General features: G+C 36.8%; 28 protein-coding genes and 1 riboswitch. Of the genes, 2 read left to right on the top strand and 26 right to left on the bottom strand.

Annotation, left to right across the window (positions count from 1 at the left end; all coding sequences use genetic code 11):
- Positions 1-216: 216 nt before the first annotated feature.
- The 12 genes from NAG76_09020 to NAG76_08965 form a co-directional block, all read right to left on the bottom strand.
- Entirely contained in the window at positions 217-885 is a 669-nt protein-coding gene (locus tag NAG76_09020) for an MBL fold metallo-hydrolase (GenBank protein ID URN96336.1), read from the bottom strand.
- Positions 872-1480: a TetR/AcrR family transcriptional regulator gene (locus NAG76_09015; GenBank protein URN96335.1), complete on the bottom strand. Its 609-nt coding sequence runs from the start codon at positions 1478-1480 to the stop codon at positions 872-874. Before NAG76_09015 ends, NAG76_09020 begins: the two co-directional genes overlap by 14 nt.
- A 266-nt stretch (positions 1481-1746) precedes the next feature.
- Positions 1747-2262, bottom strand: coding sequence for an N-acetyltransferase (locus NAG76_09010; protein URN96334.1), 516 nt, complete (start codon positions 2260-2262; stop codon positions 1747-1749).
- Between the two features lie 68 nt (positions 2263-2330).
- Positions 2331-2819 carry a hypothetical protein gene (locus tag NAG76_09005; protein ID URN96333.1) on the bottom strand — a complete coding sequence of 163 codons (489 nt, stop codon included), beginning with the start codon at positions 2817-2819 and terminating at the stop codon, positions 2331-2333.
- Positions 2820-3223: 404 nt separating this feature from the next.
- Positions 3224-4552 (bottom strand): hemolysin family protein, encoded by a 1329-nt coding sequence (locus NAG76_09000; protein ID URN96332.1) that lies wholly within the window; start codon positions 4550-4552, stop codon positions 3224-3226.
- Between the two features lie 417 nt (positions 4553-4969).
- Positions 4970-5671, bottom strand: coding sequence for a YwaF family protein (locus NAG76_08995; protein ID URN96331.1), 702 nt, complete (start codon positions 5669-5671; stop codon positions 4970-4972).
- 321 nt (positions 5672-5992) lie between these two features.
- Positions 5993-6970 (bottom strand): hypothetical protein, encoded by a 978-nt coding sequence (locus tag NAG76_08990; GenBank protein ID URN96330.1) that lies wholly within the window; start codon positions 6968-6970, stop codon positions 5993-5995.
- Complete coding sequence (locus NAG76_08985; protein ID URN96329.1) at positions 6921-7517, bottom strand: RNA polymerase sigma factor; 597 nt, start codon at positions 7515-7517, stop codon at positions 6921-6923. Before NAG76_08985 ends, NAG76_08990 begins: the two co-directional genes overlap by 50 nt.
- Before the next feature lie 177 nt (positions 7518-7694).
- A complete protein-coding gene (locus NAG76_08980) occupies positions 7695-7916 on the bottom strand; it encodes a hypothetical protein (protein URN96328.1) in 222 nt (73 codons plus the stop codon).
- A 201-nt stretch (positions 7917-8117) separates the two neighbouring features.
- On the bottom strand, positions 8118-8474 hold the full coding sequence (locus tag NAG76_08975) for an MmcQ/YjbR family DNA-binding protein (protein ID URN96327.1): 357 nt from the start codon (positions 8472-8474) through the stop codon (positions 8118-8120).
- 158 nt (positions 8475-8632) lie between these two features.
- Entirely contained in the window at positions 8633-9199 is a 567-nt protein-coding gene (locus NAG76_08970) for an NAD(P)H-dependent oxidoreductase (protein URN96326.1), read from the bottom strand.
- Between the two features lie 55 nt (positions 9200-9254).
- On the bottom strand, positions 9255-10310 hold the full coding sequence (locus tag NAG76_08965; GenBank protein ID URN96325.1) for an LLM class flavin-dependent oxidoreductase: 1056 nt from the start codon (positions 10308-10310) through the stop codon (positions 9255-9257).
- Positions 10311-10442: 132 nt separating this feature from the next.
- Between NAG76_08965 and NAG76_08960 the strand changes: the two genes are divergently transcribed.
- Positions 10443-10796, top strand: a complete 354-nt coding sequence (locus NAG76_08960) for a helix-turn-helix transcriptional regulator (GenBank protein ID URN96324.1) — start codon at positions 10443-10445, stop codon at positions 10794-10796.
- A gap of 30 nt (positions 10797-10826) precedes the next feature.
- Here NAG76_08960 and NAG76_08955 read toward each other — a convergent pair whose 3' ends face one another.
- The 11 genes from NAG76_08955 to NAG76_08905 form a co-directional block, all read right to left on the bottom strand.
- Positions 10827-11603, bottom strand: a complete 777-nt coding sequence (locus NAG76_08955) for an ECF transporter S component (protein ID URN96323.1) — start codon at positions 11601-11603, stop codon at positions 10827-10829.
- Positions 11585-13408, bottom strand: a complete 1824-nt coding sequence (locus NAG76_08950) for an energy-coupling factor transporter ATPase (GenBank protein URN96322.1) — start codon at positions 13406-13408, stop codon at positions 11585-11587. Before NAG76_08950 ends, NAG76_08955 begins: the two co-directional genes overlap by 19 nt.
- Entirely contained in the window at positions 13381-14274 is an 894-nt protein-coding gene (locus tag NAG76_08945; GenBank protein URN96321.1) for an energy-coupling factor transporter transmembrane protein EcfT, read from the bottom strand. The genes NAG76_08950 and NAG76_08945 overlap by 28 nt, the downstream gene beginning before the upstream one ends.
- A 142-nt stretch (positions 14275-14416) precedes the next feature.
- Positions 14417-14614: riboswitch (cobalamin riboswitch) on the bottom strand.
- 87 nt (positions 14615-14701) lie between these two features.
- A complete protein-coding gene (locus NAG76_08940) occupies positions 14702-15175 on the bottom strand; it encodes a hypothetical protein (GenBank protein ID URN96320.1) in 474 nt (157 codons plus the stop codon).
- Positions 15176-15291: 116 nt separating this feature from the next.
- Complete coding sequence (locus NAG76_08935) at positions 15292-15630, bottom strand: hypothetical protein (GenBank protein ID URN96319.1); 339 nt, start codon at positions 15628-15630, stop codon at positions 15292-15294.
- A gap of 60 nt (positions 15631-15690) precedes the next feature.
- Positions 15691-16668 carry a M15 family metallopeptidase gene (locus NAG76_08930; protein URN96318.1) on the bottom strand — a complete coding sequence of 326 codons (978 nt, stop codon included), beginning with the start codon at positions 16666-16668 and terminating at the stop codon, positions 15691-15693.
- Between the two features lie 29 nt (positions 16669-16697).
- Entirely contained in the window at positions 16698-17705 is a 1008-nt protein-coding gene (locus tag NAG76_08925; GenBank protein ID URN96317.1) for an anti-sigma factor, read from the bottom strand.
- Positions 17689-18222: a sigma-70 family RNA polymerase sigma factor gene (locus NAG76_08920; protein ID URN96316.1), complete on the bottom strand. Its 534-nt coding sequence runs from the start codon at positions 18220-18222 to the stop codon at positions 17689-17691. The genes NAG76_08925 and NAG76_08920 overlap by 17 nt, the downstream gene beginning before the upstream one ends.
- A gap of 151 nt (positions 18223-18373) precedes the next feature.
- Positions 18374-19252 carry a glycine betaine ABC transporter substrate-binding protein gene (locus NAG76_08915; protein ID URN96315.1) on the bottom strand — a complete coding sequence of 293 codons (879 nt, stop codon included), beginning with the start codon at positions 19250-19252 and terminating at the stop codon, positions 18374-18376.
- 70 nt (positions 19253-19322) lie between these two features.
- Complete coding sequence (locus NAG76_08910; protein URN96314.1) at positions 19323-20156, bottom strand: proline/glycine betaine ABC transporter permease; 834 nt, start codon at positions 20154-20156, stop codon at positions 19323-19325.
- Positions 20153-21352 carry a glycine betaine/L-proline ABC transporter ATP-binding protein gene (locus NAG76_08905; GenBank protein ID URN96313.1) on the bottom strand — a complete coding sequence of 400 codons (1200 nt, stop codon included), beginning with the start codon at positions 21350-21352 and terminating at the stop codon, positions 20153-20155. Before NAG76_08905 ends, NAG76_08910 begins: the two co-directional genes overlap by 4 nt.
- Positions 21353-21670: 318 nt before the next feature.
- Between NAG76_08905 and NAG76_08900 the strand changes: the two genes are divergently transcribed.
- Entirely contained in the window at positions 21671-22228 is a 558-nt protein-coding gene (locus NAG76_08900) for a GbsR/MarR family transcriptional regulator (protein ID URN96312.1), read from the top strand.
- A 152-nt stretch (positions 22229-22380) separates the two neighbouring features.
- Here the strand turns inward: NAG76_08900 and NAG76_08895 are convergent, their stop codons facing one another.
- From NAG76_08895 to NAG76_08885, 3 genes are read right to left on the bottom strand one after another with little or no spacing between them, the layout of a single operon-like run.
- The gene (locus NAG76_08895) at positions 22381-23163 is read right to left on the bottom strand and encodes an ABC transporter permease (protein ID URN96311.1); all 783 of its coding nucleotides are present in this window, start codon (positions 23161-23163) and stop codon (positions 22381-22383) included.
- The gene (locus tag NAG76_08890) at positions 23150-24052 is read right to left on the bottom strand and encodes an ABC transporter ATP-binding protein (protein ID URN96310.1); all 903 of its coding nucleotides are present in this window, start codon (positions 24050-24052) and stop codon (positions 23150-23152) included. The genes NAG76_08895 and NAG76_08890 overlap by 14 nt, the downstream gene beginning before the upstream one ends.
- Positions 24049-24252 carry a PLD nuclease N-terminal domain-containing protein gene (locus NAG76_08885; GenBank protein URN96801.1) on the bottom strand — a complete coding sequence of 68 codons (204 nt, stop codon included), beginning with the start codon at positions 24250-24252 and terminating at the stop codon, positions 24049-24051. Before NAG76_08885 ends, NAG76_08890 begins: the two co-directional genes overlap by 4 nt.
- Positions 24253-24304: the final 52 nt, after the last annotated feature.

Below are 24304 nucleotides of genomic sequence, written 5' to 3'. Positions count from 1 at the left end.
AAACCAGATCATAATAAAAATTGAACGGACCTACGATATACTAATTAGATAAAACTGCAACTATTTTGAATGTAGCGGACATCTAGACTCAGATAGCAAAAAAACTAGACCCCAATAAGTGCAGGTCTAGCTTAAAAGAAAATATATATACATCGTTAATTTCCAAGCATACTATTTACTCGATCATAAGACTATTACTGAGAAATCAACTGATGCTTATGTGTACTTTTTAGAATATTTACCTATATATGAATCTAGTTGCAATGCCGCATTACTTACATCATTACTATGACAAATTGTCACAAGTTGCGGCTTTAACTGCGCGATAATTCTACTACTCTTGACCGCTTCTGTCATATCTGCAGTAAACATGGCCATCGGTTTTGCCAGCTCTCCTCGCTTGGAAGTGAATAGATCTCCAGCAATAAGCACCTTGTCTTTAACATGATAATAAACAACATGCCCCGGAGAATGCCCTGGCGTATGATAAGGAATAAAATCACCGAAAGGCAATAACTGGCCGTCCTTCTCCTCTAATGGCTGTACTAGTTGCGGAGGGACAAGAACTTCTGGTTTCTTTCTCCTTGGAAAAGGTTCTTTCCCTTCCATATATTTGATCTCGTCCTGATGAACATAGACGGGAATCTTCTCTTCCTTCAAAATATTGTGAATACCACCGGTATGATCAGAATGTCCATGAGTCAGCAAGATCGCTTTAATCTTACCTAACTTTCTTGCTTCTGTTAAAATTGCTTTACTCATTGAAGCAATGCCCGTATCTACAATATATACCCCTTCTTCACTTACCACTAACCATATACTTATTTTAATAACTAACCATTTTTCTAACTTGTAAATATGGGGTGATATTTTACTTATCTTCATATATACTCACTCCATTCATTAAATAAGTAACACTCATCTCAACAAGTGGCAGTACCCTTTCTTCAATTAGCTCTATATCTTCTACAGAGTTAGCGTATGTCGTAATGGTACCGTGTAATTGATAAAATAAGATTCTACTAAACGCTAATATTTGTGCTTCCTCAGGTTGAATAAAGAGCGAGCTAACTGAAGTCTGTAATAGCGCAAAAATTCGCTGGCGTAGCATACTAAGCTTCCAATCTGAACCTGGCTCATCTACACGCCCTGCCTCAATTGTCATGAAGGTCTGGTACAAATTACGATGCAACATGCCAAACTTGACATATACTATTGCAATTTCAACAAGTTTTTGCCTAGCTAGATCGTCTTCGCCAGAAAGAATAAACTCAAACTGTTGTATTAGCTTCGTTAGCGGTTCTTCCGCTAATTGCGCAAGTAGCTCCCTCTTATCTTGATAGTAGAGATAGATACTTGTATGTGAGCAATTTGCTTCCTTTGCGATCTCACGCACTGTTACTTGCTCATATCCTTTTGTAGCAAATAGCTTTTGCGCAGCAATTAATATGCGTTCTCTTGCTTGTAATGATGATTCCAATATTATATCGCCCCTTATAACCAATGGTTACTAACCGTTGGTTATATTATAATGTATTATATGAATGCTGGCAAATACTTATTGCAGCATGTCAAAAATCAAATAAAACAACTAGTGAAATGTTTAGAATTGCATATAAAAAGAGACTGGGACATAACTAGTTTCTAAAACAAAAAAAGTGGAATCGCATTGTCGATTCCACCTCTATAAAATGATCATCAAATGATATGAACTCACGAGCTGGTCATATTAATCCTCTCTTCAATTTAACCAAAGAATGCTGCTGAGTATTTCAATTCACCTTTTGTCAATTGTAGTTGTCCATCCAACACTTCATATACCATAAATACTTCATCAGGCACTTCGAATTGTTTCAATTCTAGTCCAAATTGTCTGGCTGGTTGGAATCCAAATTTTGTGTAGTATGTAGGATGTCCGATCAACAAAATAAGACCATAACCTAACTCTCTACAACGTCTTGTTCCTTCTTCAATTAACATTCTACCGATCCCTTGCCCTTGGTGACCTGGCTTAACTGCTATTGGTGCTAGGGCAATAACTACGGTTTGTTGATCTTGATCTTCTACTACTGCCTTACTTAACAAAATATGACCAACGATTTCATTATCTACTTCAGCCACCATGGAAAGATCAGAAACAAATTCATCAGAATTTCTAATTCTTTCAACTAATTTTGATTCATCTTCTCTATGTTCAAATGCTAAATAATTTAAGTGATAGACTTCTTTAAAATCCTTCTTATTCTCAGTTCTTATATTCATAATAATCTCCATCTCTATGCAGGCAGAGCTTTGCAATCCAACATTAATTTCACCTAAACATTATGCAATTATACACTCTCCACACAGCAAATAACATCTCTTCTAATATCCTTGAATGACATATTATTAAAGGGACCGTCAATGAATCTATTATTCAATATCGGATTAGGATGAGCATGAGATTCATATCGTATATTTCCATTATCGTTTAGTTTATTTTCGCTAATAAATAGAAGATACGCCATTCCTTCATGTGATAACACTTTTGTTGAATGAATGTTCATCACTTGACCTACTTTATCTTCCATTCCTTTATATTGATCAAGTACTTTAATTGAAACTTGATCAATAGTTTCTTCATTCATCAATGAACCTATAATTTCTCCAATTACGATGTAATCTGATTGATCAACAATCTCTTTCAATGTTTGTAAGGAGTCATCCAGATTAACGTTATATATACTTGCAACAAATGTATTATTAGTTGATGATTGTGTACTACAAGATGTCAGAATGAAACATAGCAGTGTTCCCACTACATAGCGACTTAACTTCATCTTAACTCTCCGTTCTACACCAGCAATAATAGGAATACATTCATTCAGAAAATATCATCTAACCATAATAAACCAAAGAACAATACACCCATTAGATTTACTGCAATGAATATGACGATGACTGCACCAATCAAAAAAGTGATCCCTGAATTAACCCATTTTTTCATGGTCACCAACCTCTACCTAACCATTTTATATACCAAATATGGTTATTATTACTATCAATTATAATCGACTCTTTTCTTAAATATCAATAAAAGAAACTTAATACAAAAAGGATTGTGCTCTGTACAAGACAGAACTCAATCCTTAATGTTTACTTCATGTTATTTAGTTCATTGATAAAGTGCATACTCGCAATGGTTAATGACAATAAATATCAACATGATTGGAGTAATTTCATATTACTTCTGCACAACTAAATCTTCAATTACTTCTGACGCTGACTGCTTCTTCACCTCAATAAACTGCAGAACGAGACCTCGCTTCTGTTTAATAGAGAAATGATAACCTCCATGAGTAATGATCATATCCTTCTCTAGATCAGCATTTTGGGTATAAATCCAGCCGCCTAGTGTATCTACGTTTTCATTCTCTAACGATATTTCTAGTAATTCCCCAACTTCATGAAGTTGCACTTTTGCATCTATAATATAGTGACCTTCATCTACTTTACGTATATGAGAAATCTCATCACCATCAAATTCATCTCTAATTTCCCCAACCAATTCTTCAATAATATCTTCGATTGTAATCAATCCAGAAGTACCGCCATACTCATCCACTAATATTGCCATTTGAATACGTTCCTTCTGCATTTTTTGCAGAACTTCTTTAATAGGAGCAGCTTCAATGACATTAATAACTGGATTAACAAAATGCGCTAATTTATATTCTATAGCTGGATTATTCAATCGTTGAATAAGTAGATCTTTAATATTGAAGTAACCGATAATATTATCACGATCACCGTCGTATACAGGATAACGTGTATATTTTTCTTGAGAAACTCGCTTCAGAACATCTTCATGCTTCGTATTCACATTGAATCCAACGATTTCAGTTCGAGGGATCATAATCTGACGAGCTAACGTGTCATCAAATTCAAATACATTATTAACAAATTTCATCTCGCTGTTGTTAATTTCACCTGATTTATTACTTTCAGCAATTAACATACGAATTTCTTCTTGTGTATGAGAAACCTCATGTTCACTTGCTGGTTTCAAACCAAAAATCCCGACAAGGACACGTGCAGAACCGTTCAAGAACCAAATAAACGGGAACAATATTTTGTAGAAAATCATAATTGGTCTAGCAAATAGCAAAGTTACTGCTTCTGCCTTCTGAATAGCTACTGTCTTGGGAGCAAGTTCACCAACAACTACGTGTAAAAATGTAGCCATCATAAATGCTGTACCGATAGTAAATACATGAATTAAGTTCGTTGAAAGCCCCAATGCTTCGAATGCAGGGTGTAATATAAATTCAAAGGTCTTTTCTCCGACCATACCAATACCTAACGCTGTAACTGTAATACCTAATTGACAGGCAGATAAATATTCATCCAAGTGCGAAACGACATGTTTAGCAGAAACCGCACCTTTTTTACCTTCAGCGACTAACTGATCAATTCTCGACTGTCTAACCTTAACAATGGCAAATTCAGTTGCCACAAAAAATGCAGTAAATATAATAAGCACAATAAATATAGTAATGTTAATTAGAGTCAATTCTTCGTCTTACTATAATAGTAAGACTCCACCTCCCACAATATGATGATCCTACTTGCTTCATTCGATCATATTGCAGATGACATATGTTACTTAAGGAATAAACGTAATGGGTATTGCAAGTATTCCTAGCAAATAGTCAATGCTCATATCGAAATCATGCGGTATGTTACATATCCCATTAATATTTGCTAGCCTGTTGTTGTAAAGCGTATCCTTCCCATTACCCATCCTCCTTAACTATATTTGAAATTTCAACATCATTGTTGATGTACTCAATTAATACGTAGAAATCGGCAATCTCGTTTCAAAGTTTTTTTGATTTTTATGAAATTACGCTCCACTCTTATGAAAAATTAGAGCTTTAACCCATATTACAAACCAAGTAATCCAGAGTCTACTAGGCAACATGCATTATTACTTTGCTTTTCTTGCTACAATCCATAGCCCCCATAGACTATATTGAATAATCCACACGGCAAGCAAGACAACCACAAGACCCAATATATATCTACTCTCTCCAAAAAATTGCTGAATACTCATAAGTGGTGAGTTAGCAATTGGCCAGTTTAAAAACATATAATTCGTCTCGTAAATCTTGTTAAAGAGATACACAGGTGGAATAGTTATAATGAGGAACAATATAACTTTCCATAATCTACGAATTCTAGGTTTCATTTCACCAGTAGCTAATAACATAATCGGATACGTTAGTATTAAAGCGTGATAGACAAAGGAATGGATGTGAAGAAAGCTCATTACAGGATCGTTTGCCCACCCAGGAAATAGGAGTGCAATGAAAGCAGAGGGCATCGTCAAGCTAAATAATATTTCAGCAATCATTGTGCTTTTGCGATATGCATGCAATAAAACAAGAAAAATCGCAAGACCGCATAAATGAATGGGGAGATAATATAATAGATTCCGCCCGGTAGCTAACACTACGATGACTTTACATATCTCTGCAATGAGCAGTGTATAGCCAATCCCTTTACGCATCCAGTCTCTTTGTAATGGTGAGCATCGAGTATAAATGAAGGTAATTAATATACTTATTATCACGATAGCGATAAGCCAATTCAGATGTACATAATCAAATACTTCAAAACCCTTTTCCATCATTCACCTCTCATACACTTATTCCTTACACTATTTTATATGCACCTTGTAAATATTGTATATGATTTCTGAATTAATTAGTATCATATAGCGAGAATAATAAGACACTCCAAGAACTAATTGTTGTTGTGCTAGTATCAAACTGCGAGAATATACCGTTGTTTCAATCGTCTTGGTCCTCTTTCCACTTACGATTAGTTCTCTCCGCTACTGAATGCGGTTAATAGAGGGCATTAATGAAAATGATCTATTCACAAAAAAAACCTCCCTCCAATAGTTAGATTGTAATCTAATTATTGGAGCGAAGCTCAATATCCTTACTTACTTGATGCTACTGTAACTTTTAATCACTTCTTCAGCGAATGCTTTCATTTTTTTGATGTTAGCAGAATCACTAGAAAGCCAATATAACAAACTACCCCCATCAACTACACGATTCCAGATCAACATTTCCTTACCATCAATAGAAGTACGATATACTGCTACTCCTGCCAACCTATATACATTTGAAGACGATACCTTATCCACATAAAAATCAGCTGTCGGTTGATCACTCGGACTAATATCAAGTAGATACTCTGTATTTCCTTGTTCGTAACGGTTCTGTAACGTTAAAATTTGATCCGTCATTTCAGTCGACTGATAGGCATATGACATATGACTTTCTTTATCCGTCACTTCTTGCCAAAGACTAGCAACTGGGTTAATTTTGCTTATAGGAGAATATGCTAACTCTGATTCTACATACTTTGCATCATTGATCTCCATTGGTAAAGTCACTTCCTTCATTACTCCTTGTAATTGGGAGTATAACTTGTTCACATTAGTAAAGATTTCTCCCTTTGTTACTGAGGTGTAATTGATCGGTATTTCGCCACTTTTTGCTGCATCAATAGCCTCTCTACCATAAACAATCATTGCCCCTTCATTAACCGCAAGTGTACTCTTTACCTTATTTGCAATGTTGTTTTCCTCGTCACGCACCTCTCCGCTTCCGGTTCTAATATTCATCACAGCATTGCCTTCTTGGTCAGTTAATGATAACCCCCAACCAAATTTCATATAACCAAAGCCACTAAGCATAATAATGATCAGTGTTGCAGCTATCATAAAGATAGGTTTTCTTATGTATCTAGATGTTGACATTGACCGTACACTCCCTCCTTGGGAGGTGACATCATTATCTAGCTGCTCCATTACACGATTAGAAAAATCAATGTATTTCGGAGTACTATGCTCGGCAGCAACTTTAAATTGATTCAACGTTTTTGTCGATGAGGAGAACGTTTTGTTTTTCATACGATAACCCCTTTCGTTTACTTCTTGCTTGAATTTTTTTCTTCAGCCGCTCGAACTTTTTCCTTAAATTCTGTTGCGATATGTTCATAATCTCTGAAATATCTGCAAAACTACGCTCCTCAACCGTCTTAAGTATCAGTAACTGTCTATCTGGTATTGACAAAGGTGCTAATACTTCTTCAACTAACTTTGAGCTATAATCTAAATTTGCGTGCTTACTCTCCTGCTTAAGAAAAGCAACCAATCCCTGTTTGCGTTGACGTTGTTTAATGATGTTAATACATTGATGATGTGCTATTTTGTATAACCAAGATGAAAATGAGATCGTTGGACGATAGTTTTCAAGACCGCGATATGCATTTATAAAAATCTCTTGCACAGCATCCTCTGCATCCGTCTCATCGCCCAACATATGATAACAGTAAATATGAATTTGCCTCTGAAAATGAATCACGAGCAAACGGTACTGTTCTTTATCTCCGGCTTGTACCACCTGCACAATACTTTCTATCTGTTCAGAACTCAATTGTTGCTTCTGCTCACTCATGCTATGTACTCTCCTTTCCGTGTGTAATCATTTCACCTATATAACAATTCGAATGCATCGATTGTGACATAATCCGAAATTATTTTTATAATCAGTCGCTACTGTTCGCATGTAACGTGGTCCGAGTAACAAATTCAATTACATTATATTACAAACAATACAAATATTAAGTTGCCATTACAAGAGTCTCCAAACGGTATTTCCACCTATCAGTTGCGCTCGATGAAGGGCATTTTTACCCTTCATTACACTCCATCCCACTAGTTGCTCCCGATGAAGGGCATTTTTACCCTTCATTACACTCCAGCCCACTAGTTGCTCCCGATGAAGGGCATTTTTACCCTTCATTACACTCCATCCCACTAGTTGCTCCCGATGAAGGGCATTTATACCCTTCATTACACTCTATCCCACTAGTTGCGCCCGATGAAGGGCGTTTTTACCCTTCATTTCACTCTATCCTAGAATCATCTATCAAGAAGCCACTACTTTAAGATCATCTTATAGATAAATTCTAAAAAAGCCTCACTACATTAATTAGATTATAATCTAATTAATGTAGTGAGGCTCAGTATCCATAGCTAGTTAATGTCTAAGTTATTAGCCAACAATCTCTTGTTTTTGCTTTTTCGTTAGCTTGTTGAATACTAGCTCGTACGCATGCTTAATCAAGCTTTCCATCATCTCAGATGATACATTCGCATCAAAGTATATCGAGTTCCAATGTGTCTTATTCATGTAGTATCCTGGGACTATTCCTTCTACTGTTTCCCTTAAAGTTTCTGCACGTTCAGGATCACATTTCATCGTAATAATAGAAATATCCTTCGCATCTGTTCCAATCATCGCATACATCTTACCACCGATAAAAAATCGATCAGCTTGCCACTCCATTTGATAATCATATGTAACTCCTGGATGTGCTTGGCACATCAACTTTAGCTGTTCCTTGTTCACACATTTGCTCCTCTCTAGCATCATTACCATTACCATACATTATAGATTACTATACACATGACCTGTATAATAATTAACCATTTCAACAAAACAACCACTATTTGTGCTAATTTTAGCATAAATAGTGGTTGTTTACATTGTTAACTATTATCTAATCGTTAGAAGTCATATTGATCTTCTTGCTGCTTTCTAATGATTTTGTACGTTGCTGTCAGATTAGCTGTATCTTCAACTAGTCGTTCCATTCGCAGGAATACGTCATCATTAACAATTTCTTTCTTCATATAGTCTTGATCTTCTATGAAAACATACGTCTGTACAATTTGAGCCTTCATATAAGCTAGTATTGGCTTAAGGTGTTGTTCAGCCACTAGATAGTGTTTAGAGGATCCCGCTGTAACGAAAAAACTTATTATTTTATCCCGAAAAGCATTAATCGGTAATAGATCAAAAATGTTTTTCAAGGTAGCTGGAAGTGACGCTTGGAAAATCGGCGTACCTATAACAATAGTATCTGCATCCATCAACGTTCTCGTAACGAACGCTGTATCTCCCTCATACTCCAAATAATTGCGTCCATCACTAAATTGTACATTGTAATCCGCCAAATCAATAAGCGTCCACTCCGCGTCCGGATATTTATCGCGAAGTGTTTTTTCAAAAACAAGCATCGCCGTTTTTGTTTTCGAGCCAACAATAGAACCAGACAATCCGACTATTTTCATCGTAACAACTCCTATTTTTTGTTGGTTTATTATTTTTGTTATGAGTAATTTCGAATTATTGTTTTGTATACTTTCTAACCGCAGGTAAAATTTCTGAGGCAATTAGCTCAAGGTTTTTCACAAGTAATGGGAATGGTACACCGCCAAAATCCATTTGTGCCATATAACGTTGATGTCCAAACAGTTCATACTGATATAAGATTTTTTCAATAATTTGCTGTGGGCTACCAACCATTAAAGCATCACGAACATCTTGTGCTTGAGCAAAATGTTGCTTCGAGAAACCATGTCCATTTACTAATTGCAAACCTAGATTTACCCCCGGATACGCTTGACGCATTGCTACTTGTGAATCTTTATCTGTGAAAAATAATCCTGTCGTTGCAACAGGGAATTCTGCTGGATCAAATCCAGAGTCACTTAAAGATTTCCGGTAAGCATCAACTGCTATTTTGAAGTTCGATGAAGGACCACCTAATGTTGCAAGCATCATTGGAACGCCTTGTTTCCCTGCACGAATGGCACTACCCGGCGCTCCACCTACCGCTCTCCATAGAGGCAACGTGTTATGCAGTGGACGAGGTAATACTTCCGCATTTTTTAACGGTGCGCGATACTCTCCTTCCCAATTTACAATCTTATTCTCATTAATCAGCTTTAACAGCTCAAACTTCTCTTCGAATAATCCTTCATAATCTTTCAAATCATATCCAAGAAGTTCGAATAAGCCAACTCGTGATGCTCGTCCAGCAACAATCTCTACACGCCCATTTGAAATAAGATCAATCGTTGAGAAATCTTCATATACGCGTACTGGATCTGATGTACTTATAATCGTTGAAGAACTTGTTAATTTTATATTTTTAGTCGCTTGCGCAATGGCACTTAGAACAACACTATGCGCTTGAGTAGCGAAATATTTTTGATGACTTTCACCTACACTAAATACATCTAAACCAAATTCTTCAGCAAGTTTTGCAAGCTCGATAATCTCATCAAGACGTTGCTTTGCTGAGATACGCTCCATCGTCTCTGGATTCGGAATATGATCTCCTAATGTGTATAAACCAAATTCAATTCCTTTGCTTCGATCAATACGATATTTTTCCATTTTCCTCTTCCTTTCATCCTGTTGTTAGGTCAATTATGCATCATGTATAATCAATTAGATAGTACGCACTTTGAAGTAGTATAGTATACTAAAAGATACTGTAAAATAACTAGAAAGATGGGATAAGATCACATGGAAAAACTGATTGAAGCTTGCAAGGTAGACGATGCGTTAGAAATCATTGTCGGTAAATGGAAGCCGAAAATATTATTATTACTTCTTGAACATGGAACTATGCGCTTTAATGAATTGCGTCGTCATCTTCCAGGTATTACTCAGAAAATGTTAACTCAGCAGCTTCGCGATCTAGAAGAAGAATATATTGTGCATCGAAAAGTATATGCTCAAGTACCCCCTAAAGTTGAGTATTCAATAACAGAGTATGGGCGTTCACTTGATCCGATACTTGATACGATTCATCAATGGGGTTCTGCACATCTTCTATTCAAAGCTAAGCAAATAGAAAAAAAAGTAGCTACTGAATAATCAGTGCTACTTTTTTTCTAGATAAATCATTTATTCCACTAATCCATATTTCACTTTAATCCGCTCCAACTTTTCAATCATCGGCCTTGATAATAACAATAGAAAAATAACAGTCGCGGCGGCATGCACAAGATCGAACCAAAATCCAGATATATAAAGAGTTGCTAATGCTGACCATGAGAACTGTGAAGTTCCCATCAGTAATGATCCAAAGTTAATAATTCCTCCGTATATAATAAAAGTTGCTAATCCACCGTATATACAAAGCGACAGCCTATTTTTCTGTAACATCCCTTTTTGGAATAGTAAACCCGCAATAAATCCGATAATGCCAAAGCAGAACATTTGCCAAGGAGTCCATGGACCTTGTCCAAAGAAAAAGTTTGAGACAAATCCAGCCGTCGCTCCGACAAGAAAGCCGACTTCAGCGCCTAAACATACTGCTGCTATAATGACAATCGCGACTACAGGCTTAAATTGGGGAACCATAAAGAAAGCTGATCTTCCCGCTACAGCAATAGCAACCAGTACTGCGATAACAATCAATTCTCTTGCTTGTGGCTTGCGCTTTTCAAAGCGTAAAGCAAACGGCAACATCGTATACAAAATAATGAGTAAGCTAATAAAGTAATATTTCCGATCATCTAGCACGTACACTCCGAGCATAATTGTAGCTGGAATAATAATAAGTATTAATGCAGCTGAGATCAATGTTCTACGACTAAGCTTGCTTTGGTCATTCAGCCTAAGTTTCTGTTGATCGGATTCGTTAAGCTTACTTTCATTGTTTATACTAAGCTTTGACATCGTATAATCACATCCTCTATCGTTACAGCATCATCCCACACATGCCTTGTCATGCGATTTGCCGTTGTCGTATAGAAGCTATTTCCAGCAAAGAACGGCTTCGCTTTATTCGTTGTAATCATACTGCCATCGAAGAACATAGCACAAGTTTCTCCATACTCTGCACAAAACTCTATATCATGAGACACAAGTACGATCGTTACACCTTGATCGTTAAGTTTTTTGAGGAATTGTGCTAGCTTCGTCTTGAAGAAACGATCTAAGCCTTTAGTTGGTTCATCGAGCAGTAAAATCTTTGGCTCTAATAAAAGAACCTTTGCAAGTGCAGCACGTTGTTGCTCTCCTCCACTTAGATCAAATGGATGCATAGATAGTAAATGCTCTAGCTGGGCAAATTGAATAATCTCATTAACCTTCTGTTCCTGCTGCTCTTTTGTCAATGAAGATTGCTGTAACATTTCATACAAATCGTCTTTAACTGTTTTCTTTACAAACAACGTCTGTGGGTTTTGTGGTAATACTCCTAAATAATTGTTGAACTTGTCCCGTTCACTCCATTTGCGAATGTCTTTACCGCTAAGCATAATTTTGCCTCGGTAAGGCATATGAATGCCACTAATTAGTGATAAAGTTGATGTTTTTCCAGCACCATTACCACCTACAATACAGAAAAACTCACCTTGCTTAACTGAAAAAGAAAGGTCCTTAATAACATCTGAACCATGTTTGTCGTATTTGAACCATACCTCTTGGAACTGAATAACTGGAAGCTGTTGATCAGCTCTTGCCTTACTGAATAATCTTTTGCGCTTAATTCCTTTATTTGTCTCATACTTATTCTCATTCTTATTCATCTGTCTCATACTTGAATTCATGCTCTTACTCAATTGAGTAGTACTCTCATCTGTATTGATTAGAGCATTACTTTCATTACTTTTCACAAATGAGACTCGCTTACCATCAACACCAGTTCGAGTTGCTACATAACGATCTAGCCACTGACGACCTTCCTTTACAGTCATAGATAGTTCTGCTTGCGACTCAACAACCGTTTGTATTTGCATCGGAGTTGGCATGGATGCGAACATGGGATGGTTCATTGCTGCTAATCGATGTCCTCCTTGGCGAGGAGTATCATCAACGATGATTTGTCCTTGATCCATTACTATAATGCGATCTGCTAAAGGCATTACTTCCTCTAATCGATGCTCGGAGATGACGATAGCTGTTCCTAACTCTTGATTGATTTTCTTTAATGTCGTTAAGAACTCTGTTGCTGCTATTGGATCCAGCTGAGATGTTGGTTCATCTAATATAAGAACTGAAGGATGCATTGCCATAATAGACGCTAGATTCAATAACTGCTTTTGCCCGCCTGATAATTCAGATACTTCCTTATGAAACCAATGCTGGATACCGAAGAAACTAGCCATTTCCGCTACACGCAAGCGGATCGTAGACTGATCATAACCTAAGCTCTCAAGACCAAAAGCAAGTTCATGCCATACTTTATCTGTCACAATGCCATTCTCAACATTTTGCTGTACAAACCCGATCTCTGATGTAACAGTACGATGATCAATATCCATTATTACATCGCCTCGATATAAAATTTCACCAGTACGTTTGCCATGTGGGGTTAGGACTGGTTTCAGCTGTCTTAGAAAAGTACTTTTACCACATCCAGATTGTCCACATAACACGATAAATTCACCTTCTTGGATATTCATATTAATATCCGCTAGTATCTGTTTACTTCCTTCAGGGAATGAAAAATTTAGTTCCTTGATTCGATATAATTCCATTTCCATTCCTCCGCAATATGTAATAGGACAGGAATGAAGCATAGCAACGAATACGATATATATATCATCACGCTACTTGCTGTCATCTCACTCCATTTAATAGATGGGAAATAACGAATACTATTTTCTCCTGTCACTGCCCCGAACATCACCATTGCAATAAGCAACAGCATAATGACCAATACTTTCTGATCCCTTCGATCAAAACGATAGATAGAAAAGCTAGTTCGATTGGGCAAACCATATCCGCGCGATTTCATAGAATCTGCTGTTTCAATCGCATTTTCAAGCGCCCATGTCGTCATAATCGATAGAATCGTTAATCCATTTCTTATTCTTTGCAGCAAATTCCCTTGCGAAATATCTCTTCCGATACATTTTTGAGCATTAGAGATTATTTTAATCTGTTCACGATAGCGTGGAACAAATCTTAAAGACATTGATAAAATAAGTGACCATGCAGGAATGACTTTACCAAATAAATAGATAAATTTATCCGAGCTCATCACCGCGTTGTAACAAGAGAACCAGATGATTACGGTTATGAACATACAAGCCATAGCAACCCCGTATAGAATCGACTCTAAAGTGATGGGATTGCCATTATTAAGATAGAATAAGATCGTTACGCCTTGATGGTTAAATGTTGGGTTAAGGATGGCCATCACTACCATTAGCGGTAACATATATACAAAATTAAATAATACTGCCTTTTTCCCATTCAATAAGATTGAATAAACAAACGCGCCTATAAGCGATATTATTTGAAATATGGGATGCATAAAAATCATACTGAATAACAATACCGCTACAAAATAGGTGAAATTAATAATAGGGTGATAAGTTGAGAATGTACTATATTTCATAATTTACATACCCTCGCTTATTGCTGAAATTAACTACATATATGGAAAATAAAAAATCCCTTAACAAAATCGTTAAGAGATCTATTTAAGTAGAATGCAAATTATTGCATGCAAACTAAACACCCTCCTATCCTTCGTAGAAAATCGGTGAAAGCAATCAGGCAGGTATTCTGGCTCAAGTATCATCATCTATACAACCTTCCCAGTTTCCCAGTGGTATATCGTATAGACTACTCTTTCACAGCGGCGGGACCGCGTGGGAATTACACCCACTTCCCTTTTAACCAATCGATAGATCAACTTCTTGATCATCAATGGCACCTGTTGCTAGCTATGTAATTGTATAAGCATCTCACATCATTATAATGTATTTTACTTACGATATGAGATTAATTATTTTAACAAAAAAAGACGCATAGGGTAATAGCTACCCTGATGCGACTTCCTTATGACTGTCTAGAAAAGTTTCGATCTCCGTATATACTTCTAATGGGATCGTGTATAGATACTCTTTACCGTTATAATCAATCTTACCGTAGCCTTGAATCTCATCTTTACATAACAACTCGACTTGATACTTATTGATCTGTACGTAATACGATGGAACACACATGAAATTAGCTTCTGATTCACTATTATATGTAATATCAGATTTGTGATCCCAAGTTTGAGCTTTTATCATGTAAAGGAATTTTTCAATTTCAACATTATCCGTTATCGAAGCTCTGTTATTTGTATCTTCTACTGTACTAATCTCAATTGAAGTTGGGGCGTAACTGACCATATCACTTAATACAAGTGTAGGTCTGTTCATAAAGAAGATAAGCATAAAGATCCCAAACACTATAAATGTGAACACTAATATTATCGTTAAGATAAGTTTGTTCTTACTTATTTTCATTGTAATAGTACCTTCCTTATTCAGCTATGTATTTACCTTGTTGTTATAACGCGACAATAAGACATTATAGCTATTGTAACATTTTTGTCTTCCGAGTCCCAATCAAGTGATGACAACTAATGCACAAATTCTTTAGCATCGACATAACCAATGAATGATACATATGCAATCGTTGTACGGTTGGGGTTATGTTCATCAATGGGTAGAGGACCTCCACAATTATATTCCACCACAACTTCGCTTCCGAAAGGTACCTTCTTCACTTCGTTAGTACCACAGTCGGTACAACCAATACCACATCCGTCACTTACATTTGCAGTTAACTTCTCAATCTTATTGACGACTAACTTTTGCGAAATAGCTGGGGTTAACCAAGGACTCCATGCAGCCATTAGTACGCAAACGATAATACCGAGAACAATGGTAATCGTCCACACTTGCAATCGTTGTTCCAATTCGCTCAACTCCATTCGCATCATATATGTTCTACCTACAGAATATTGATTTTATACCCTCTACTGAACATCGAAATCATAGTATGTGCTTGGATAAGGCTCATTCTTCAATACATAATGCCACCATTCTTTACGATATGGCTTGAATCCATATTTCACCATAACATCTTGCAACAATTGGCGATTAGCGGCCTGTTCATCTGTAATTAGCTTAGTTGAGAAATGTGAAATTTCATCAAGCAAATCATAAGGACTACCCATATCTACTTCCTTCTCAGTATCCGAATGGATTAGCGTCAAATCTACCGTACTGCCTCGTGAATGCCCTGACTTACTCGATAAGTATCCTGATTTGAACAGAGTAGCTTTATTGATATTAGGATAAAATTCTTCCTTCATACTTATATCATCCGTATCTTTAGACCAAGCAAGAAATTGCTGAACTGCTTTCGCAGGACGATACGTATCGTAGATAAGAAGTCGATATCCCATCGGCTCTACTTCTTTACTCACTTTCAATAGAGCTTCAGCCATCTCACTTGTGCCAATCGCTAGCGGTGCTAAATATCCATCGATCTGTGTACCTACAAAGTTATAATCACTATAATAGCGTACTTCAAATTGGGCAGTAGGTATCACTTCATCCAAGTAGACAAAGCCTTTAGGCAAGTTACGTAGTTTGACAACGACTTCACTGAAAATTTCTTCTCTGGTTGCACTGTCTTCCTCTGATTTTTCTTCATCAGAGTTAGCTTTATCGTTTGTTTCCTCTGACTTTGAATCAGGTTTATTATCTAACTTATCGTCTAGTTCTGCCTCTTCTAGATCAGTTAACACTTCCTTAGTAGATTGTTCGTGAAGTTGCGAAGATTTACTTTCGTTAGTTTCTTCACTGAAAGGCTCATCAGTTATTCTCGGTGTCGGTTCAATTGGAGAGGATAATTCATTATGCTCCGCTTTTGCTGAGCAAGAGACAACAATAATACTCAAACTGATAACAACGAATAATTTTATAATGTAGATTATGCTAGTTCTCATCATCATAGTTCCTTTTCTGTAGTGATTTGTTATCTTGATAAATCCCAATTCCACAGTTCAACTTCTCCGAGCTGTTCTCCTTGGACAAACGTCGCATCCTGTAGCTTCAATAATTCTTTCACTGGTCCTGTCACCACTGCACCATATACTGTAAATCCTTTTTCTTTAATGTATTTATATTTTTCTGGTAGATGATAAAAACCTAGAAGGTCTTGATAATAGTTCTCTTTCTTAGCTAGTAACTTCTCCATATTGGACAGCATCATTTGCTCACTTTTCGCTACTGACTCTGAAGATATGATCTCTATCGAAGACATAGACATATAATCATCGGATGCTATAAATCCACCCGTTAACCCAATTATTCCATTAATAATAATTAAATCATCGCTAGACGTGTAACCAACCTCATAATCTACAAGTTCCCCTGTATAAAGAGGCATCCATAAAACATCGATATTATAATCCTCTACTAAATCTAATAATTGTGTAGCATCCATAAAACTTTTAGTAGAGAATGCCAGTTCTCCTACTGTTCCTTCTGGTAACATCTCTAATGTTTCCCACACATTCGAATCAGCATTACCCGTTAATTTCTGATTATTACGTGGATCTTCTGGTAACGAAAAGTGAAGTCTCTTATTTGGGTGCTGATTAGGAATTGAATGCTCTACTTTAGATAAGTTACTTAATAGTTTTTTCGTTACTTCAGTTTCTCCAATAACAATATCCTCATGACCAACACGCTTTAATAAACTGTACGAAAATGTTTGTGTTCCCATCCTTGAGATCTTCTCATCATTAATCATGTGGACTTGGTTTCCTTTAACATTAGGCATTTGCCACTCAACCGCAAGCTGGGTGAAATACTGATTTTCTTTAGCGTAGTTTTTCAAATCTACAATAAGATAAATTACGCTGCTCCATATCCCGTAAATAATAAAGAAAATTATTAAAATACGCGCTATTTTCAACGTTAATGTAAATCTAGATTTAAATAATATCTTTTTCTCTAACTTATTATTCCACTCTGTCATAATCCCACCCTTTCTGCATCGCGAGCCCGGCTAATCGTTTTCTCGCTCTATGTAACGTTACTTTCACTTGATCTTCGGACATCTGCAGAGCATCCATAATTTCTGCATAACTAAATTGTTCATACTCTCTGAGATATATAATGGATCGATAATTTTCAGGTAAGTATTGTAATAAATCTTCAAGTTGCTGCGCTAGTTCCTTCTCTAGTAAGCTCTTTTCTGGCAATCCATAAGGGCTGATCGAATCCTCTCTTTTAATAAATGAAGAGAGAAACGGTATTTTTCTATATCTTTGCTGTTTGCGCCATTCGTCAAGATATACATTTCGCGCCACTTTAAATAGCCATGCTCTTGCCTCTTCATCCTTGTAAGTATGAATATGTATTGTGGCCCTTACGAATGTTTCCTGCGTTAAATCCTCTGCTAAGCTAGCGGAACCGCATAATTTGTACAAATAAAAATAGAGGGATTTGACGTATCGCCGATACAATTCATCCAAAGCATATCGTTTGTTCATAGTGCCCCCTTTTCTTCAACTATAGCTTAACACGATTAACTTCTAATAATGTTACAGTTATTCCAAAAAAAGATAAAACATTAGCCCCATAAAACAATTAAGTTTCATGAGGCTAATGTTTTAGAGACTATATGTGATTAGATAACGCTAATTACTTTGCAAGCCATTCATTAACACGTGTTTCATTGGCTTCTACCCATTGTTTTGCTGCTTCTTCTGGCGTTGCACCATCAATAACTGCTACCATAACTTCTGCCATTTCTTCTGGTGTCCAGTGGAAATTGTTAAGCAATTGATAAGCTTCTGGCTTATCAGTTTCTAAGTTTTGACGAGTAAGCGTATGAATATCTTCTTGAGCACCGTATACACCTTTAGGATCTGCAAGGAATTTTAAATCCATTTTGGCAAACATCCAGTGAGGTGTCCAGCTTGTTACAACAATTGGTTTTTCTGCAGCATAAGCATTCTGCAACTCTTTAGCCATCGCAGCTGATGAGCTAGCAAGTAATGTCCAATCTTTGCGCAAGCCATATTCATCAAGTGCTTTTTCGGATGCCATCATAAGACCAGCACCAGGTTCAATCCCGATAATTTGATGATCAACTAATGCGCCGATTTCATTGTTCGTTAGATCTTCAATACTATTTACATTTTCCATATAAGTAGGAACGGCTAATCCAAGTGTCGCTCCTTCTAAATTCGATCCCAGGTCAACTAGTTTGGCTCCATAACGCTCCATGTAGTCCGCATGTGTAATCGGCTGCCATGCTGAAAGTGACGCATCCGCACTACCTTCAGATACTGCTGCAAACATTGGTCCTGCATCTAACTGAAGCATATCTACTTTATAACCAAGTTTCTGTTCCAATACTTCCTTTATTACGTAAGTGCTGGCAATTTCTGAATCCCAAGCAACATAAGCCAATTTAATTTTCTTATTATCTCCAGTTTGAGCACCATTATTACTACATCCTACAAGTAAAGCTAGAATCATTGTTGCTGTAACTATCCATTTTAAATTCTTTTTCATTATGTTCTCCTTTAAGATAAAGTACAAAAAGCTCGCTTTTTGAAACTAGATTTTTTTATTAAAATTTAACTTATTTAGATTTTTTCTTAATTAGATTTTGCGTAACGCGATCTAACAAAATAGCTAGAATAACGATAACGAGTCCACCTTCAAATCCTACTCCTGTTTTCGTTTGCGTAACTGCAGCGAATACGACTGTACCGATACCTTGCGCTCCAATCATCGATGCAATAACGACCATCGAAAGCGACAACATGATGGTCTGATTGATCCCTGCCATAATAGTAGGAAGTGCCATTGGCAATTGTAGCTTAAACAATTTTTGAGCAGAAGTAGAACCGAATGCATCTGCCGCTTCCACAAGTTCTTCAGGCACCTGTTTAATCCCTAATATCGTTAAACGAATGGTCGGTGGAATCGCGAAAATAATCGAGGAAATAACACCTGGAACAACACCAACTGAAAAGAATGTAATCGCAGGTAGCAGATAAACGAATGCTGGCATCGTCTGCATGAAATCAAGAATTGGTGTAATAATTTTTCTCACTGTTTTATAATTTGCACTTAAAATACCAATCGGTACACCGAGCAAGATGGAAATCAGTGCTGCGGTAAGTACAAGTGCTAATGTTTGCATGGCAGGATCCCAATAACCTAGATTGACTATAAATAGTAATCCGATTAGCGCAAATACGCCGAGTCTCCATTTGGCAAGCCACCACACCAATGCAGTAATTATTACGATAATAATTAGCGCAGGTGGTTCTCGTAATATTAATTCAAGTCCACTTACGATTCCTCCGATAACTGTTTTGACAAAATCAAAGAAAAAACCGAAATGTAGTTGTAACCATGCTTCTAATGTCTCTATCCAATCGCCTACTGGGATTTTTGGAATATTCATTGTTGTTCACCTGCCTCTGGAACCATACTACCTGCAAGTGCAGCCAGAACAGCTCCCTTAATTAATATCCCTCTCAGCCTGCCATCATCTGTAACAACAGCTACGGGTAATCTCGTTCCACCCATCAGTTCGAACAAATCATTCAACAACGTATCCGGACTAACTTTTGGAACTTCATGTTGAACAATAGACTCAAGAGTTTTCCCTTCTCTTACTGCTTCTATAGCATCCTCAGCAGAAATAACTCCGATCAGCTTCAACCCTTTATCAACAATATAAAGGTTAGATACCCCTCTATCACGCATGATCTGTAATGCCACACGAGGTCCACGGTCGATACTCAATGTTTCTGGCTTACGCATAATATGTGCTGCTGTAAGTACTTTTGACAAATCGACATCTTCAACGAATCGTTCTACATATTCGTTAGCTGGATTCATTAGAATTTCATCAGGTGATCCAATCTGTACAATTTGCCCATCTTTCATTAATGCAATCTGATCTCCAATTCTTAAAGCTTCATCAAGATCATGTGTAATAAATATGATCGTTTTTTTCATTTTCAATTGAAGCTCAAGAAGTTCATCTTGCATATCTTTACGAATAAGCGGGTCAAGTGCACTGAAAGCTTCATCCATAAGTAGTATTTCAGGATCATTAGCCAAGCCACGAGCTAATCCTACACGTTGTTGCATACCTCCAGATAATGCTGCCGGATAACTGTTTGCCCAACTCTTCAATCCTACAAGTTCTAATGTTTTCATCGCCATTTCATGGCGCTCAGCTTTTGCAATCCCTTGAATTTCTAAGCCATACTCTACATTTTGAATAATGGTGCGATGTGGAAACAATGCAAATTTCTGAAATACCATTCCCATACTTTTACGTCTAAATTGACGCAATTGCTCTGCATTCATCTTCAAAATATCTTTTCCATTATAAAGAACTTCACCTGATGTTGGCTCAATTAGTCGATTAAGAAGTCGAACCAATGTAGATTTTCCGCTACCAGACAAACCCATAATAACAAATATCTGTCCTTGCTCTATCTCAAAGCTCGCTTGGTTAACTCCGACAGTTAGCTTCGTTTCTCGAAAAATCCGGTCTTTACTCCAACCCTCATTCAATAATTTAACGGCCCGCTTCGTATCAGTACCGAAAATTTTGGTTAATTTGTTCACCTTAATTATTGACATTGTATCCCCCTTGATGATCTTATCGATCGCCTCTTGTTTCATAATTGTATTGGTTGTGCGTATACTTGGTCAAAGCTTGTATAAGCTAATAACGTACGAACAGTTTTAACTTTACAAACTTTTATTGCCGTATGCTCTGTATTCCTTACAATTTGGTTATAAAATGGTTCTTTACTTCTCAAGGACATAATGCTAAAACTAATTGATAAGAAGTTGTATCAGAAGTTCGAACAGACTCGGTTCTAAAAGCCACTTTTTTGAACTTGTACTTAAAGTGTTTCTTATATGTTATTTTGGTCCGCAGGAGGGCAATTTATTATGAAAGATTTAGAACAGCTGTCAGATGAACAACAAGTGCATATCAATAAGATCAGACAGCGTGTCATAGAATCTATAGGGAAAAATATGGATTTGTATGGTATTACACTTTCTATTGGTCATTTATATGGGAATATGTATTTCAACCGTTCTCCTGTAACATTGGATGAGATGAGCCAGGCTATGGGCATGAGCAAGACATCTATTAGTACTGGAATGCGTACACTTACTGATTTGAAGATGATTAATAAAGTATGGGGAAAAGGCTCGCGGAAAGATCTTTATGAGGTGGTACCTGATTGGCATCAGAATTTCACTGATTTCTTTTCCATCAAATGGCGTAAAGCTGTTGAGATGAATTCTTCCGTATTGAAAAAAACTTTAATTGAAATAAAAAATATAAAGCAGCAAGAAGCAGATGATCAAGTATTATGCCAACTTATTGCGCTCGATGAGGAAAAAATAGTTGATGCATTGAACTATTACAATTGGCTACTACGCTTAATTGAATCGTTTGAAACAGGAGAGATTTTTAATTTCATTCCGAAGTCGGAATAACACAACATCGTAACCAGCTATAATCTACTTATAGCTCTAGACTGATATTCGTATAAAACAAAGAAACTGACGTTGAATTACCAACGTCAGTTTCTTTGTTTTATTCCATGTGTATTCAATTTATGCTATATCGTTGAGCACTACAGTTCTCACTATACTTTAGTCAACTGCCTATTTTGTTTTGTAGCAAAAATACCTACCACAACAAAAATACCCGTTAGTATAAGTGTAATCGATAGTGTCTTCCAGTAGTAACTCATATTTATCGTTTCAGCAACAAAACCGACACCATAAGCAGCTAATTTCCATGGCGTAGAATGCCAAAAGCCACCGATTATTGAATCTATAACAAGGCCAATTGGCAAAGCGAAAATCGCTACCGCTAAAGCTATACTCGTTTGGAATGCTGCACTTAACGCTACAGTTAATGCCATAACAAATATAATCCATACAAAATAAGTACATAACATAGCTATGAAATCAGTTAAATCAACCGTCCCATATAAAATTGAAATATAGTACATACTACCAGCATAACCTAGCAATGCGCTTAACATACCTACAACGGAAGCCATCACCCATTTACTCATATAGATCGCAGTTGCTGAAATAGGACGTACATAAAGTAATGTGGCAGTACCATTTTGTCGTTCTCTACTAATTGATCCTACAAAGACAGCAACTAGTATTATTAAGCCAATGAGTTGAAACTGTCCAGTCGAAGCAGCTAATAAATCTGCTGGTTTAAGCTCTGGAAACATCATCTCAAAACCTTCTGGCATATTTCCTACCGCAGCTAAAATATCACTCATATAATAATTCGTTAATGGGTCGCTTACACCTAGCAATATAAATACGAGTGGGATCCATATTAACTTAAAGCTGCGCGAGCAATCTAAAAATTCCTTTTTCAACAACGTATTAAATTGCCTCACTTACACCAGCCACCTTCATAAAGATTTGATCTAAGCTAGCTACGACACGCTCGACCTTTACAATATCAGTTTGTGTAGTAAGTAATTGTTGCATGACAGCTGAAATAGATGGGAATTGTTCACTGGCATTGACATATACGTACACACCTTGCTGTTCTAAGTCTCCATTCGTACTCTTGCAGAACGACGTCGCTGACTGCTCACTAGCAAACTGTATCAAATATTTAGACTCTGCATATTTTCGTTGAATGTCCGTTAAAGAACCTTGCTCAACTAGCTTTCCTTCCTTCAAGAACAGCACTTGGTCTGTCATTTTCTCAGCATCATGCAATATATGCGTAGAGTAAAGAATCGTCGTTTCTTGCTGAATTTCCTTCAATAAATCCATAACTTCCTGTCTACCAATCGGATCTAGAGCCGATACAGGTTCATCTAATAGGAGAAGTTTAGGTTCGTGTACTATTGCTTGTGCAATTCCTAATCTTTGCTTCATCCCTCCTGAAAATGTTGATGTCTTTTTGTGAACGACTTTACCAAGTCCAACATACTCTAGTGTCTTCATACTGCGAGCTCTAATTTCTTTCGCAGCTACACCACTTAGATTGGCTACCATTTCCACATATTCTAGCGCTGAGAGCCACGGATAAAACTGCGGGTATTGTGGCAGAAATCCGATAGCTTCACGGATATCTTTACTGCCTTCAATCATTACTTTCCCACTGCTAGGATGCAATAATCCTGTAATCATCGACATTGTCGTTGTTTTTCCCGCTCCGTTCGGACCAATAAGCGCCGTTGAAGTAAATGGTTCTATCGTAAAGCTAACATTATTAACTACAGTGTTGATTCCATAATTTTTGGTGAGGTTTTCTACTCGAAGTAAACTCATGATTGTTTTCTCCCTACGATAAAGTAAGCAATAGATCCAAATAAAGTTCCTACAATAATGATCACTAACCATAACCATTTCGGACCTCTCGTTGCATGAATTTTCAGTAAATCAATAAGCGCAACGACCATAAGGATAAGCTGAATGACAAGCACTGGGGCAATCAGAGCCCAAGGGATATCCATAAGTTCTTGCATAATAATTCCTCCTAAACTTTTCATTTTCATCTAGATAATCTTCTCGCAAATGAAA

It is taken from the genome of Candidatus Pristimantibacillus lignocellulolyticus (assembly GCA_023639215.1).
In the GTDB taxonomy this organism is placed as follows: Bacteria; Bacillota; Bacilli; order Paenibacillales; family Paenibacillaceae; genus Pristimantibacillus; species Pristimantibacillus lignocellulolyticus.
Note: the sequence above shows the minus strand (reverse complement) of the source record. Positions and strands in the feature narration are given on the sequence as shown.